This window comes from Herbaspirillum seropedicae (genome assembly GCF_001040945.1).
GTDB classification, from domain to species: Bacteria; Pseudomonadota; Gammaproteobacteria; order Burkholderiales; family Burkholderiaceae_D; genus Herbaspirillum; species Herbaspirillum seropedicae.
Map to the genome: position 1 here is coordinate 1,648,092 of NZ_CP011930.1, position 14,885 is coordinate 1,662,976.

Annotated in this window: 10 protein-coding genes; 6 read left to right on the forward strand and 4 right to left on the reverse strand. The window is 63.8% G+C overall.

Going from position 1 to position 14,885, the window contains the following annotated elements:
- Window positions 1-26 precede the first annotated feature (26 nt).
- Window positions 27-728, reverse strand: coding sequence for a UPF0149 family protein (locus ACP92_RS07180; protein ID WP_013233454.1), 702 nt, complete (start codon window positions 726-728; stop codon window positions 27-29).
- Window positions 729-853: 125 nt separating this feature from the next.
- Between ACP92_RS07180 and ACP92_RS07185 the strand changes: the two genes are divergently transcribed.
- The 3 genes from ACP92_RS07185 (at window position 854) to ACP92_RS07195 (ending at window position 5,604) form a co-directional block, all read left to right on the forward strand.
- Window positions 854-1,864 carry a serine/threonine protein kinase gene (locus ACP92_RS07185; protein WP_013233455.1) on the forward strand — a complete coding sequence of 337 codons (1,011 nt, stop codon included), beginning with the start codon at window positions 854-856 and terminating at the stop codon, window positions 1,862-1,864.
- A gap of 21 nt (window positions 1,865-1,885) precedes the next feature.
- Window positions 1,886-2,455, forward strand: coding sequence for a DNA-3-methyladenine glycosylase I (locus tag ACP92_RS07190; RefSeq protein ID WP_013233456.1), 570 nt, complete (start codon window positions 1,886-1,888; stop codon window positions 2,453-2,455).
- Window positions 2,456-2,619: 164 nt separating this feature from the next.
- Window positions 2,620-5,604 (forward strand): DNA translocase FtsK, encoded by a 2,985-nt coding sequence (locus ACP92_RS07195; RefSeq protein ID WP_048348513.1) that lies wholly within the window; start codon window positions 2,620-2,622, stop codon window positions 5,602-5,604.
- Between the two features lie 116 nt (window positions 5,605-5,720).
- Here ACP92_RS07195 and ACP92_RS07200 read toward each other — a convergent pair whose 3' ends face one another.
- The gene (locus tag ACP92_RS07200; protein WP_013233459.1) at window positions 5,721-7,154 is read right to left on the reverse strand and encodes an NAD-dependent succinate-semialdehyde dehydrogenase; all 1,434 of its coding nucleotides are present in this window, start codon (window positions 7,152-7,154) and stop codon (window positions 5,721-5,723) included.
- A 301-nt stretch (window positions 7,155-7,455) separates the two neighbouring features.
- Here ACP92_RS07200 and ACP92_RS07205 point away from each other — a divergent pair, with 301 nt between their 5' ends.
- The 3 genes from ACP92_RS07205 to ACP92_RS07215 all read left to right on the forward strand — a co-directional run bounded on the left by ACP92_RS07205 (window position 7,456) and on the right by ACP92_RS07215 (window position 11,779).
- Window positions 7,456-8,841, forward strand: a complete 1,386-nt coding sequence (locus ACP92_RS07205; protein WP_081441888.1) for a YihY/virulence factor BrkB family protein — start codon at window positions 7,456-7,458, stop codon at window positions 8,839-8,841.
- Window positions 8,842-9,001: 160 nt separating this feature from the next.
- Window positions 9,002-11,323 carry an FdhF/YdeP family oxidoreductase gene (locus tag ACP92_RS07210; RefSeq protein ID WP_041310404.1) on the forward strand — a complete coding sequence of 774 codons (2,322 nt, stop codon included), beginning with the start codon at window positions 9,002-9,004 and terminating at the stop codon, window positions 11,321-11,323.
- A gap of 123 nt (window positions 11,324-11,446) precedes the next feature.
- Window positions 11,447-11,779, forward strand: a complete 333-nt coding sequence (locus ACP92_RS07215) for a helix-turn-helix domain-containing protein (protein WP_013233462.1) — start codon at window positions 11,447-11,449, stop codon at window positions 11,777-11,779.
- 141 nt (window positions 11,780-11,920) lie between these two features.
- Here ACP92_RS07215 and ACP92_RS07220 read toward each other — a convergent pair whose 3' ends face one another.
- Window positions 11,921-12,991 (reverse strand): asparaginase, encoded by a 1,071-nt coding sequence (locus ACP92_RS07220; protein ID WP_013233463.1) that lies wholly within the window; start codon window positions 12,989-12,991, stop codon window positions 11,921-11,923.
- Between the two features lie 315 nt (window positions 12,992-13,306).
- The gene (locus tag ACP92_RS07225; RefSeq protein WP_171941799.1) at window positions 13,307-14,386 is read right to left on the reverse strand and encodes a GGDEF domain-containing protein; all 1,080 of its coding nucleotides are present in this window, start codon (window positions 14,384-14,386) and stop codon (window positions 13,307-13,309) included.
- Window positions 14,387-14,885: the final 499 nt, after the last annotated feature.

The window sequence follows — 14,885 nt, forward strand, 5'->3', positions numbered from 1 at the left end:
GCGCCTTTTTGTTGCAGCGAGGAAAATCACTCTTCCGATTCGGTATCGGCCCCGCAGCACTTCTTGTACTTCTTGCCGCTGCCGCAAGGGCAGGGGTCGTTGCGACCGGTCTTGGGGGCATCGCGCTGCACCTGTTCCACCGCCGACTTGCGCTTGGGCGCCCAGTAACGGTGGATATGCGGAATGGCCGCCTCGATCTCGATGGCCAGCTTGTGGGTCTTGATGGGATCGTCGATGAGCTTGGTCTCTTCCTCTTCCAGCTCGTCCGAGCCCAGCAGGTAGATCGGCCGCATCAGCGGCGCCAGGTTGGAGTGGAAGATTTCATCCCACTGCTCGGCGCGCAGCTGTATCCCTTCCCAGAAGCCCCAGGCCCAGGCCTCGGCGTCCAGCAGGGGTTTGCCTTCATGCTCGCGCTCGCAGAACAGGGGTTCATATTCCTTGGGCGCGACCTCGAAGGTGATGGCGATTTCGTTCATGCTGCGCGCAATCAGGCTGGTGATACGTTCAGCTTCCTTGCCATTCTTGAACTTGGGCGTGTCTTCCGGACGGCTGCCCCAGACGCGCGGCAGCCATTCGGCCATCAGCACCTCCTGCGGACCGATGGCCAGGGCCGTCAGGTAGCCGTGCAGGGTGTCCATGGTCATCACATCGTCGGCGCAGCGATCGGAGAGAAGAAAATCGTCGAGTTCGTCGAATTCGGCGTCGGAAAGGGGCTGGTCGAGATGCATGATGGTTCCAATGACTGATGCTAAAGGCAGGAGTTTAAAGGCATTGGGCCGGGGGCGCGAGCATTGTTGGCGGTACCGGGGGGATTGTCGTGCGGCCTTGGCTTGCCGGACAGTACAATAGACGGATGAATCAATCCGCCGCCCCCGACCAGCCCGACGCCACGTCCTTTGCCACCCTCTCGCCCGATACCGTGCTGGACGCCCTCGCGGCCCAGGGCCTGTATGGCGATGGCCGCCTGCTGGCGCTCAACAGCTATGAGAACCGCGTCTACCAGGTCGGGATGGAAGAGGGGCCGCCGCTGGTGGCCAAGTTCTATCGCCCCTTGCGCTGGACGGATGAGCAGATCCTCGAAGAACACGCCTTTTCGCAGGAGTTGGCGGATGATGAGGTGCCGGTCGTGCCGGCGATGAGGCTGGAAAATGGCCGCACCCTGCATCGTCATGCGGGTTTTCGCTTCGCGGTATTCCGCCGCCATGGCGGTCGCGCGCCGGAACTGGACGACGCCGACACGCTGGAGCGCCTGGGCCGCTTCATCGGCCGCATCCATGCGGTCGGCCTGCGCCAGCCCTTTGTCCATCGTCCCGCGCTGGATCAGGCCAGTTTCGGCGAAGAACCACGTGACTGGCTGCTGGCGCATGACTTCATTCCCATGGATGTGGCCACCGCCTGGCGTACCACGGTCGAGCAGGCGCTGGCCGGGGTGCAGCGTTGCTACGAGCGCGCCGGCGAGATCCGCACCCTGCGCCTGCATGGCGATTGCCACGTCGGCAATGTATTGTGGACCGATGCCGGCCCGCATTTCGTCGATTTCGACGACAGCCGCAGCGGCCCGGCCGTGCAAGACCTGTGGATGCTGCTCTCGGGGGAGCGCCGCGAGATGGTCGGGCAACTGGCCGACCTGCTGGCCGGCTATGAAAGCTTCTGCGAGTTCGAACCGCGCGAGCTCTACCTGATCGAAGCCCTGCGCACCCTGCGGCTGATCCATTATTCGGCCTGGCTGGCGCGGCGCTGGGATGACCCGGCCTTCCCGGCCGCCTTTCCCTGGTTCAATACCCAACGTTACTGGCAAGACCGCATCCTGGAACTGCGCGAACAGATCGCCCTGATGGACGAAGCGCCGCTGTGGCCGGTCTGAGCCATTCATCAAAGAGAACACATGACGCAAACGCTTACCCGCTGTGGCTGGGTCAATCTTGCCAATCCACGCTACATCGACTATCACGACCACGAATGGGGCGTGCCCTGTCACGACGAGACCCGGCTCTTCGAGATGCTCAACCTGGAAGGGGCGCAGGCCGGTCTTTCCTGGGAAACCGTGCTCAACAAGCGTGAGAGCTACCGCGCCGCCTTCGACGGCTGGGACGCCGAGAAGATCGCCCGCTATGACGAGCGCAAGGTGGCGCAATTGCTGGCCGATCCGGGCATCGTGCGCAACCGCCTGAAGGTGGCCGCCACCATTGGCAATGCCCGCGCCTATCTCAAGCTGCGCGAAGAAATCGGCGGCCTGGATGCCTACCTGTGGGCGCACGTCGATGGCCAAGCCATCGTCAACCGCTGGGCCAGCCTGGCCGAGTGCCCGGCCAAGACGCCGCTGTCGGACGCCATCTCCAAGGACCTGGCGCGGCGCGGCTTCAAGTTCGTCGGTTCCACCATCATCTATGCCTATCTGCAGGGCGTGGGGGTGATCAATGACCATGTCCAGGATTGCCATTGCCATGGACGCTGAATGAGGGCCGCTGAAACGGGGCTGTACCAAAGGGTGGCTTGTTGAACCCTGGCAATGGAGTGGATTGGTTTACACTGCCAGGCTGTGGCGTCGTGCCGACGCCGTCGTAAAAGGATACACAAGGCCGGCTGGCGTCATGCCAGGCCGGTGAAGTCGGGAGTAGCATGATTTTCGTCAAATGGTTTGGCTGGTCGGTCCTCTGGCTGCTGCCGCTGCTGCTGCGCACGGTAGCGCGCGCGCTCGGCCGCAAGTCGGTCTTCGGGGGCCGCGGCGCGATCCGCCTGTGGTGCGGCAGTCTCTTGCTGCTGGTTGCCAGCGGCGCGATCGAGGCGCTCATCCGCGCGCAACTGAGCAGCGGCGACGACGGCCCGGGTGCTGCCTTGATGGGAGGCGCGCTGCTGGACGCCCTGGGAGCACGCATCAGCCGTGGCCTGGCGGTGGCCGTGATGCTGGTCTTGCTGGCGCTGGGCCTGAAATGGCTGCTGGGCGCCTTGTTTGGTCGCGCCCGCAGCGAAGAGCGCGAAGACCATCATCCTGAACTGGACCTGGGGCCGCCCCGTCGCGGCAGCATCGAAAGCGAGCGCGTGCGCATGAGCAGCCTGCGCTCCAGCTTCCCCGCCGGCGCCGAGCGTCGCGCACCGGCCCGTCCAGTGGCCCGGCCCGCAGCACGCGCGCCAGCCTCGCCCTTCGAGCCGCGTCCGCGCCCGGCGCGCTTGTCCCCCGCCGCGGAGCGCACGCCGGACAGCGCGCCGCGCGAGGATTGGCAGGTGCCGCTGTCGGCCCTGACCGGCAATGGCAGCCAGCGCGGCAAATGGCCAGCCCTGAAACCCGGAGCGCAGCCCGCCAAGCCGCGTCCTGAATCCGAGTGGGCCGCCTTCGAAACCTTGCGTCCGACCGAAGCCATGCTGGCCCGCGCCGCCGCCAGCCGCGCCATCCAGGCCGCCAGCGCAGCCGCTGACGTGAGCCTGGCGCGCGCGGCCCCGCCTGCGGCCGCCGCACCCCGGCCGATTCCGCCTTCGATCGCCCGTCCCGCGCAGCCCGGTGGGGCGCCTGCGGCCAGCGCTGCGCCTGCGCCGGCAACGCGCGGCATGCGCATCAGCAGCGTAGGCCGCCCCGCACCGGCCAGCGCCGCCTCGCCTGGCGCGGCCAGCCCCGCTGAGCGCGCCGATGTCATTCCCACCCGCTTGATGCGCTCCTTGCAAGAGAGCAGCGCTCCTGCAGCGGCCCAGCCCGCCATGCCGCCGTTAGCGGCAACAGCCATGGCGCCGCCAGCGGCGGCGCTGCCGACCGAACCGACTGCGCCGGCGCCGACTCCTGTGTCCGATAGCGTCCCGCCGCTGGAGTCGCCCGCGCCGACGCCGCCATGGGAGGCGGCCCTGCCCGCCGAGCCCCTCCCGCCATCGGCGCCGCAGCAGCCCGTAGACCAGCAGGAGCCCCTCACTCCCTTTGCCCCGCTCACCCCCGCTGCGGGGGCGCAGCAGACATTCCAGGCGCCGTGGTTCGACATGCTGCCCGATCCCGACCCGTCAGCGCCGGTCGAGCCCGTGGCGGCACAGACCGGTTTCACGGTGCGCATGCCGGAGGCGCCCACCGCACCCGAGCCAGCGCCGGTCTCCATGGCCTATCCCGACTATGTGGATGAGCCGCGCGTGGAGATTCCGCTGCCTTCGCTGGACTTGCTGGATGAAGTCCCCGAATCGCGCATTGAAGTCGATACCGAGCAATTGCAGGAAACCGGCCGCCTGATCGAGCAACGTCTCAAGGAATTCAAGGTGCCGGTGACGGTGCTGGGCGCCGAGGCCGGTCCGGTGATCACCCGCTTCGAGGTCGAACCGGCCCAGGGGGTGCGCGGGGCCCAGGTGGTGAACCTGATGAAGGACCTCTCGCGGGCGCTGGGCCTGACCTCCATCCGCGTGGTCGAGACCATCCCCGGCAAGACCTGCATGGGCCTGGAGTTGCCCAATGCGCGCCGGCAGATGATCAAGCTGTCCGAGATCGTGCATTCGCAGGCGTATCGCAAGTCGGCTTCCCATCTCACCATTGCCATGGGCAAGGACATCACCGGCACGCCCGTGGTGACCGACCTGGCGCGCGCGCCGCACATGCTGGTGGCCGGCACCACAGGCTCGGGCAAGTCGGTGGCCATCAACGCCATGATCCTCTCGCTGCTCTACAAGGCCACGCCCGAGGAAGTGCGCCTGATCATGATCGACCCCAAGATGCTGGAACTGTCCATCTACGAGGGCATTCCGCACTTGCTGGCGCCGGTGGTGACCGACATGCGCGAGGCTGCCCATGCGCTGAACTGGGCCGTGGACGAGATGGAGCGCCGCTACAAGAAGATGTCCAAGCTGGGCGTGCGCAACCTGGCAGGCTACAACCAGAAGCTGGACGAAGCCGCCGCCCGTGGCGAAAAGATTCCCAATCCCTTCAGCCTGACGCCGGACGCGCCGGAACCGCTGGAAAAGCTGCCCACCATCGTCATCGTCATCGACGAACTGGCCGACCTGATGATGGTGGTCGGCAAGAAGGTCGAAGAGCTCATCGCCCGCCTGGCGCAGAAGGCGCGCGCAGCCGGCATCCACCTGATCCTGGCGACGCAGCGCCCTTCGGTGGATGTGATCACCGGCCTGATCAAGGCCAACATCCCGACCCGCGTAGCCTTCCAGGTGTCTTCCAAGATCGACTCACGCACGGTGCTGGACCAGATGGGTGCGGAATCGCTGCTGGGCCATGGCGACATGCTGTTCCTGCCACCCGGCTCGGGCTACCCGCAGCGGGTGCACGGCGCCTTTGTCTCCGACGAGGAAGTGCATCGCGTGGTGGAATACCTGAAGTCCTTCGGCGAACCGCGCTATATCGAAGAAATCCTGGCGCCGCCCATCTCCGAAGACACGGCCCAGGCCGACATGTTTGCCAACGGCGAGGGCGGCGATCCGGAAGCCGACCCGCTCTACGACGAAGCCGTGGCTTTCGTGCTCAAGACGCGGCGAGCCTCGATCTCGTCGGTGCAGCGGCAATTGCGCATCGGCTACAACCGCGCTGCGCGGCTGGTGGAGCAGATGGAAACCGCAGGCGTGCTCTCGGCCATGTCGCGCAATGGCAGCCGCGATATCTTGGTGCCGCCTTCGGGTGGTGTTGAAGAATAAATAGGCTGAATCTACCTACTCGGTCCGAACGGGAGGTGAAATAAAAATCGGCGGACCTTTGCAGGCCCGCCGATTTTTTTGATCGCGCAGGGCGATCAGCCCATCAACTTATGCCATCACACATCCAGCTGAGTCACCAGCTTGGTGTTGATGTAAGCCTCAATGGCCTCGGTGCCGCCTTCGGAACCATAGCCGCTGTCCTTGATGCCGCCGAAGGGCAGTTCCGGCAGCGCCAGGCCCAGGTGGTTGATGGTCAGCATGCCGCTTTCCACGCGCGCCGCCAGGGCGTGCTTGGTGTGCGCCGACTTGGCGAAGGCGTAGGCGGCCAGACCGTAGGGCAGGCGGTTGGCTTCGGTGATCACCTCATCCAGGGTCTCGAAGGAATTGATCAGCGCCAGTGGGCCGAAGGGCTCTTCATTCATCGCACGGGCCTGCAGCGGCAGATTGGTCAGCACGGTGGGCTGGAAGAAGTAACCCTTGTTACCAATGCGCTTGCCACCGGTGCGCAGTTGCGCACCCTGCGAGACGGCGTCGTCGATAAGCGCTTCCAGCGCCGGGATGCGGCGCTTGTTGGCCACCGGACCCATGGTGATGCCGGCTTCCAGGCCATTGCCCACCTTCAGCTGTTCGGCATAGGTGACGAACTTGTCGACGAAGGCATTGAAGACACCCTTCTGCACCAGGAAGCGGGTCGGCGAGACGCACACCTGACCGGCATTGCGGAACTTGGCCGTGGCCAGCATCTTGGCGGCGACATCCACATCGGCGTCGTCGAACACCATCGCCGGTGCATGGCCGCCCAGTTCCATGGTGGCGCGCTTCATGTGCTGGCCCGCCAGCGCAGCCAGTTGCTTGCCCACCGGGGTGGAGCCGGTGAAGGAAATCTTCTTGATCACCGGATGCGGGATCAGGTATTCCGAAATCTCGGCCGGCACGCCATAGACCAGGTTGATCACCCCTGCCGGCACGCCTGCATCGGCATAGGCGCGGATCAGTTCAGCGGGCGACGCAGGGGTTTCTTCGGGCGCCTTGACGATGATGGAGCAGCCTGCCGCCAACGCAGCGGAGAGCTTGCGCACCACCTGATTGAGCGGGAAGTTCCAGGGGGTGAAGGCCGCCACCGGGCCGACCGGCTCCTTGATCACCATCTGGTAGGCCCCCGGCACGCGTGCCGGCACCAGGCGGCCATAGGTGCGGCGGGCTTCCTCGGCGAACCAGTCGATGGTGTCAGCCGCGCCCAGGGTTTCCATCTTCGCTTCGGCCAGCGGCTTGCCTTGTTCCATGGTCATCAGGCGCGCCACTTCCTCTGCACGCTCGCGCAGCAGGTCGGCGGCGCGGCGCATGATCTTGGAGCGTTCAAAGGCCGACATGTTGCGCCAGGTCTCGAAACCCTTGCTGGCCGCTTCCAGTGCGCGGTCCAGATCGGCACGGTCGGCATGGGCGATCTTGCCGATCACTTCTTCGGTGGCCGGATTGATCACGTCGATGGTGCGGCCCGAGGCGCTGGCGGTCCATTCTCCATTGATGAAAAGCTGTACGTCCTTATACATGTGCGATCCTTGTTGGTCAGGTTGCGGGGAGGCCGCGCGGCCTTGTCCTGACAGGCAAGGCGGGCGCGGCGGCGGGGGAGTAGCAGGACAGACCGGTGCAAACCGCTCTGGTTCACGCGCGGCGGCATGTCGTCCAAAGACGTTCTTTATACCATGGGCGCGTCTTTCCCGTCGGCCGCCAGCGGCTGGCCATGCCGCTGACAGCGGCGTCCTACAAGGACGCAGCGGCCATGCAAAGGCGGAACAATCATTCGCAAGCGCCGGTCACACCGCCATAACAATGCGCCAAGCAGAGGCCTCCATGAGCAGCTCTTCCGACGACGTCCGCAAGCTTTCTTCCGCCGCCTCTACCAAGGGCACAGCCTCCCAGGATGCAGCCGCCCTGGTGGCGGGCACCCTGCTCAGCGCCGGGGTAGGGATATGGCTGGGCCGCAAACGCCGCCAGCGCAGGTCTGCGCGTTCGACTGTGCTGCCTGTGCAGGCGCGGCCCGCCACAGAGACGAGCGCCCAGCCGCCGCTGCCTTCCGGGCTGGAGCGCGCGCTACGGCTGGTCACGCTGGCGCTGCCGCTGGTGGCCGCCTGGCGACGCGGTACGGCGCGCGCCAAGCTTGAGCAGGCCAGGGCCAACGAGCGCGCCGAGTCCTCCCCCGACGCCCCGGCGCGCATGGATATCGTCAAGGCGAGGCTGGAGCCAGCGCCCTCGGATTACCTGGACCCGGCCGCCGAGGTCAAGATGATCAGTGGCGGCTCGCGTCCCCAGCAAGCCTGGCAGATGACCATGGCAGCCATCAATGCCTGGATCGATGACTTCGCTCCCAGTATGGGAGCGGCCATCGCCTACTACACCATCTTTTCCATCGCCCCCATGCTGGTGATCGCCATTGCCGTGGCGGGCATGCTCTTCGGCCACGACGCCGCCCAGGGCGAGATCGTCAACCAGATCCGCGACATCGTCGGCACCGAGGGCGCCTTCGCCATCCAGGGCTTGCTCAAGTCGGTGAGCCAGCCACGCGAGGGCATGATCGCCGCCGGCATTTCCGTGGTGACCTTGGTCATTGGTGCGACTGCCGTGTTTTCTGAATTGCAGAGCGCGCTGGATCGCATCTGGCGCATCCCTGCGGTCAAGCGCAAGAGCGGCGTGTGGCAGCTGGCGCGCACGCGCCTGCTGTCCTTCGGCCTGATCCTGGGGCTTGGCTTTCTGCTGATCATCTCGCTGGTGGTCAGCGCCGCCCTGGCAGCGCTGGGGCGCTGGTGGGGCGGCTGGTTCGAGGGCTGGCAGCTGGTGTTGCAACTGCTTAATTTCGTGTTGTCCTTCGTGGTGTTTTCTACGTTATTTTCGATGATCTACAAGTTCATGCCGCGCGTCACCCTGTCCTGGCGCGACGTCTGGATAGGCGCGGTGGCCACGACGGTGCTGTTCATCATCGGCAAGTATCTGATCGGCCTGTATCTTGGCAGCACCGGGATGACTTCCGGTTTCGGTGCGGCCGGCTCGTTCGCATTGCTGTTGCTGTGGATCTATTATTCGGCGCAGATCTTCCTGCTGGGCGCGGAATTCACCTGGATCTACGCCAACAATTTCGGTTCGCGCGCCTTGCGCCAGAAGCTGGTCAATACGGTGGAAGATCATCACGTCAGCGTGCAGCAAGCCCAGCAGGTGGTGCGCGCCAGCGAGGGCCAGCGCTGAGCTTGACGCCGCTGGCCGTGTAGGACGCGCTGTGCCCGTAAATGCGCTGGCGGCCTACAGCCATCCGCCCTGGAAGAATTCACCATGAGCATCCCGGACGCACGCCAGAATGCGCCGCGCCAATTGCCCATCCATGATTCAGCCAGCACGGAGATGCGACATGAAGACCAAGGACATTCCCGAAGACGCTACCTTTGACGAATACAACAACGCCGCCGGCGGCTGGGGTTCGGTCAAGGCGCTGGGGTCGATCTTGCAGCAGGAGCACGTCATCGCCAGCGGCACCCGCATCCTGATGCATCAGAACAAGCCCGAGGGCTTTGCCTGTGTCAGTTGTTCCTGGGCCAAGCCGGCCGATCCGCATCTGTTCGAATTCTGCGAGAACGGCGCCAAGGCCACCGCCTGGGAAATTACCCGCAAGCGCGCCACAGCCGCCTTCTTCGCGCAGCACACCGTGACCGAGATGGAGGCCTGGAACGATCTCGAACTGGAGTCCAGCGGCCGCGTCACCGAGCCCATGAAGTACGACGCCGCCAGCGACCGCTACCTGCCGGTCAGCTGGAGTGAGGCCTTCGATGATATCGCCGCGCAGCTGCGCGCCATGGATCCGAAGAAGGTGGTGTTCTACGCCTCCGGCCGCGCCTCGCTGGAAACCTCCTACCTCTACCAGCTCATGGCGCGCATGTATGGCACCAACAACCTGCCCGACAGTTCCAACATGTGTCACGAATCCACCTCCGTGGCGCTGCCCCAGACCATCGGCGTGCCGGTGGGCACCGTCACGCTGGACGACTTCGGGCAGACTGACTGCATCCTCTTCTTCGGCCACAACACCGGCACCAATGCGCCGCGCATGCTGCATCCGCTGGAAGAAGTGCGCAAGCGCGGCGTGCCGGTGATCACCTTCAATCCCCTGCGCGAGCGTGGACTGGAGCGCTTCGTCAATCCGCAATCGCCCAAGGAAATGGTCACGCCGGCGCACACCGACATCAGCACCCAGTACCTGCAGATCAAGATCGGCGGCGATAGCGCAGCGGCCATCGGCATGGCCAAGCGCATTCTCGAACGGGATGACAAGGCGCGCCAGGAAGGCTTGCCACGCCTGCTCGACCTGGCCTTCATCGAAGAACACACCAGCGGCTTCGAGCAGTTCGCCGACGCCGTGCGCGCGGCTCCCTGGGACGAGCTCGAGCGCCATGCCGGCGTCTCCCGCGCCGAGCTGGAGCTGGCCGCCGATACCTATGCGGGGGCCGGGCGCGCCATGCTGATGTATGGGATGGGCGTGACCCAGCATCGCGAAGCGGTGCGCACCATCCATATGCTGACCAATCTGCTGCTCATGCGTGGCAATATCGGCAAGCCGGGCGCGGGCATCTGCCCGATCCGCGGCCATTCCAACGTGCAGGGGCAGCGCACCGTGGGCATCACCGAAAAGCCCGAGCTGGTCCCCAATGACAAGCTGCGCGCGCTCTATCATTTCGAGCCGCCGATGGAGAAGGGTCTCAACACGGTCGAGGCCTGCGAAAAGATCCGTGATGGCGAACTGTCGGCCTTCTTCATGCTGGGCGGCAATTTCGTGCGCGCCATTCCCGATCATGGTGTGATGGAAGCGGCCTGGCGCAAGCTGCCGCTGACGGTGCAGGTGGTGACGCACTTCAACCGCAGCTGCGTGATCCACGGCCAGACCTCCTATGTGCTGCCTTGCCTGGGCCGCATCGAGATCGATCGCCAGCGCGGCGGCGAGCAGGCCGTCTCGGTGGAAGACAGCACCGGCTGCATGCACGGCTCACGCGGGCGGGCCGAGCCAGCCTCGCCGCACCTGCTGTCGGAACCGGCCATCGTGGCCGAGCTGGCCAAGCGGCTCTTGCCCTTCAATCCGCAGGTGGACTGGGACGGCTGGGTGGGCGATTACGCCCGCATCCGCGACGCCATCGAAGCCACCTATCCCGACATCTTCCGCGATTTCAATGCGCGCATGTGGAATCCAGGCGGCTTCGCCCGGCCCCTGGCCGCGCGCGAGCGGCAGTGGAAGACACCCAACGGCCGCGCCAATTTCATGACGCCCGACGGCTTCGATCCTGATCCGGACATGCCCGGTGACGCCCCCGAAGTCCTGCGCCTGATGACTACGCGCGGCGACAGCCAGTTCAACACCACCGTCTACAGCCTGGACGACCGCTTCCGTGGCGTATGGGGAACGCGGCGCGTGTTGTTGATGAACCTGCGCGACCTGCAACAGCACGGCTTGGCGGCGGGCGACTTCGTGTGTGCCGAAACCGTCAGCGCAGATGGCGTAGAGCGCCGTGTCCCGCATCTGCGGGTGGAACCCTTCGATATCCCGGTGGGCTGCGTGATGGGTTACTTCCCCGAACTGAATCGGCTCATTCCTTTGTTCCACCATGCGCGTGGCAGCAAGGTGCCAGCGGCCAAGTCGGTGCCGATCCGCTTGATCCCGGAGTTGCGTGAACCCTCGCTGTCTTGAGGCGTACCCGGAGAGTTTCGAAACAAAGACGACAGATTGCGCTTGCAGCTTGTAGCGGGTCACCCATGGCGGCAGACTTTGATGCTCTCCGGATCGTCTCCATCGAGGAAGTGAGCAAGCGCGATGAACGCACCTACTAACATCCAGATCATCCATGACCCCGACGGGAAGCCAGCCTTTGTGGTGATTCCCTATGCCGATTACCTCAAGGAGCAGCCGCGTGTGGAGGGGCAGTATGTCCCACACGAGGTGGTTGCGCTGATGGTAGATCACCAGTGGACCGCCATTCGCAGTTGGCGCGAGCATTTGAACCTGACGCAGCAGGAAATGGCGAGCCGCCTGGGTATATCGCAGTCCGCCTATGCGCAACAGGAAAACAGTGGCAGCTTGCGTCCAAGCTCGCTGAAGAAAATTGCGATAGCCCTGGGCGTGGGCATCGAGCAGCTCGATTTCTGACGCCCTGGGTAGGCGGTATTCCAGGTGAGTGAAAAAAGCCCCGCCGAAGCGGGGCCAAGAGGGGACCGGGTGAACCCGGTCGTGCAACAACAACGCAAACTCTCTGTGCGATGCATGTAGAGATCAATATGATCAATACGATCAATACTTCCACATGATCTTCTGCAGTTCCTTGGGATCATTGGTCTTGGTCAGCGCCAGTTCAGCCAGGATGCGCGCCTTCTGGGCATTCTGGTCGTCGGTCACGACCCAGTCGAACTTGTCATCAGGCTGCTCGCCATTGCGGATGACCACGCCGCTGCCGGTGCGCGAGGCGCGGATCACCTGCACGCCCTTGCTGCGCACTTCCTGCAGCACCGGCACGATCTGCTCGGCCACGCTGCCGTTGCCGGTGCCGTCATGGATGATGGCCTTGGCGCCCGCGGCCACGAAGGCGTCATAGGCAGTGCGGCTGACGTTGCCGTAGTTGTAGACGATGTCCACGCGCGGCAGGCTGCTGATCTTGTCGATGTCGAACTCGGTCTGCGTGGTGTGCGGACGCGCCGGCAGGCGGTAGAAGCTCAGCTTGTTTTCCACCACATAGCCCAGCGGGCCATAGGGCGAACGGAAGGTCTCGACCTTGAAGGTATTGCTCTTGGTGACGTCGCGGCCGGAATGGATCTCGTCATTCATCACCACCAGGGTGCCCTTGCCAGCGGCTTCCTTGCTGCCGGCCACCAGCACGGCGTCATACAGGTTCAGCGCGCCATCCGCGCCCAGCGCGGTGCCCGGACGCATGGAGCCGACCACCACCACCGGCTTGTCGCTCTTCAAGACCAGGTTCAGGAAATAGGCCGTCTCTTCGATGGTGTCGGTGCCGTGGGTGATGACGATGCCGTCCACGTCGTTCTGCTTCAACAGTTCGGAGACGCGCTTGCCCAGCTTGATCAGGCGTTCGTCATTGAAGCTTTCGCTGCCGATCTGGAAGATCTGTTCGCCGCGCACGTTGGCGATCTTGCTGATCTCGGGCACGGCCGCGATGATCTTGTCCACCGGCACCACGGCCGATTGATAGGCGGCGGTGTTGACGCTGGACGCGCCGGCGCCAGCGATGGTGCCGCCGGTGCCGATGACGACGACGTTGGGCTTCTTGTCCTGTGCTTGCGCCGAGAAGGCGCAGGCCAGCGAGAGGATCATCACAGCGCCGATTTTCTTGAATTGTGCCTGCTGCATTTTTATAAGTCTCCTGGTGTGCTATGGATGGCCGCTACGCGCATCGCGCTCGTTGTCATGGTCGTCTTTCCCGAGCGGATCGGGCGGAGTGATTCGTGCGGATGGCATCGAACGAAGGCGATCATACGAAAGCGCGACAGCGCTGTCTCATGCTTTTAAAACATGAACGGATGCATCTCCTGCATGAGCTGGCGTAGGGGCTACGGGCCACTGTGGTGGAGGGGATGGAGTCAGGTCATACGTGACAACGTCATGGGCAAGCGGCGTAAAAAAAGCCGCATGCGCGGCCCCGTCCAGCATGCCCGGCAAGCGGGACTAGAAGAATTCCACCGTGTCGTTGGTGGCGATGCCCGAGCGCAGCACGCCCGAGTTGACCAGTTCCTGGTAGTAGCAGATGCGGTTGCGACCGGTCTTCTTGGCGTGGTACAGCGCCTGGTCGGCATGCCCCAGGATCACCACCGGCGTTTCGCGGGCGATGCCTACGAAGCCCAGGCTCACTGTCACCTTGCCGACCTGCGGGAAATCGTATTCCTGCACGTTCTGGCGGAAACGGTCGAAGATCTTGCGGGCGTCCGAGAGGGTGGTCGACCGCAGCAAGATCACGAACTCCTCGCCGCCGAAACGGAAGATGCGGTCATGGCTGCGGAAAGAGGCGCGCAGGATGTTGGCCACCAGGATCAGCACTTCATCGCCATACAGATGGCCGTAGCGATCGTTGACCTGCTTGAAGTGGTCGATGTCCACCACCGCCAGCCAGTGGCCCTTGGGCTCGTCGTCCTGGGCTTCGGCGCTGTCGTGGCGGCGCTCGTCCTGCTCCATCGAATGCGCTTCGTGCGGGGCAATGGCAAAGGCGTAGCGGGTGAACTGCTCGTCGAAGGTCTTGCGGTTGAACAGGCCCGTGAGCGCATCGCGCTCGCTGTAGTCCAGCAGGCTCTGGTAATTGCAGAAGACGTGGAAGATGCCATGGATCACATCCATCATCTGTGGCGCGAACGGCTGCTGGCTGCGGATCTCCAGGCAGGAGTTCATCTTGCCATGCAGCCAGACCGGCAGCCACAGTACATGCAGGCCATCCGGCGTGGCTTCCAGGTATTCGTTGAGATGGTTGCGGATGCAGGCCACCATGGCAGGGTAGGCGCTCAGCAATTCCTTGGGATCATCGGCGGTATGCTCGTCGATGGTATGCAAGGTGCCGTCGCGGATGACCATCTTCTCCTGCACGTAATGCTCGTCGCGCATGGTGAAGATATCCATCATGCGGATGGTCTTCACGTCAGTGAGCTGGTACAGCGCGGAGACGACCGAGATGGCCAGGCGGGAATGTTCCCGGTGGGCCGTGATCTCTACCAGATGCTTGAGCAGCGGTTTTTTCATCTCGTCGTCGATGTCCTGCATGAGCCCATTGTTGTATGTATGGTCGGTACTCGTCTTGCGTACTTCGCCATTGAGACAGTGTCGGAACCGATGCAAGAATCACGCCATGGTCCGGGCGGCGAAGCACAAGGATTTTACACGCTGGTATGAGCTAGGAAGAAGCAGTTTCTGCAAACAGGTGCCGAAAAAATCACTTTGGTTTCCATGTGGAAATATTTAGTTAACGTGATTTTCGATTACGTGCGTATTTGCTGATGTCATGACAGTCCGTTTGCATACGCAATTTCGCCATGCCCTGCATCGCCGCGCCTGTATTGGCTTTGACGCAGCTTGCCTGCTATCAGAATGGCGCCCTCCATTCTCAGGGGCTGCGCAATGGACATGGATGGCCCCTTGCGAATACTTATAAAAAAATCGCCGGCTTGCACCGGCGATTTGTTTTATATCATTTTCGATATGTGCGGCGCTTTGCCGCTATCTGATCATTGTGTGACGAGCCGCAGCGGATCGTCACGCGCAC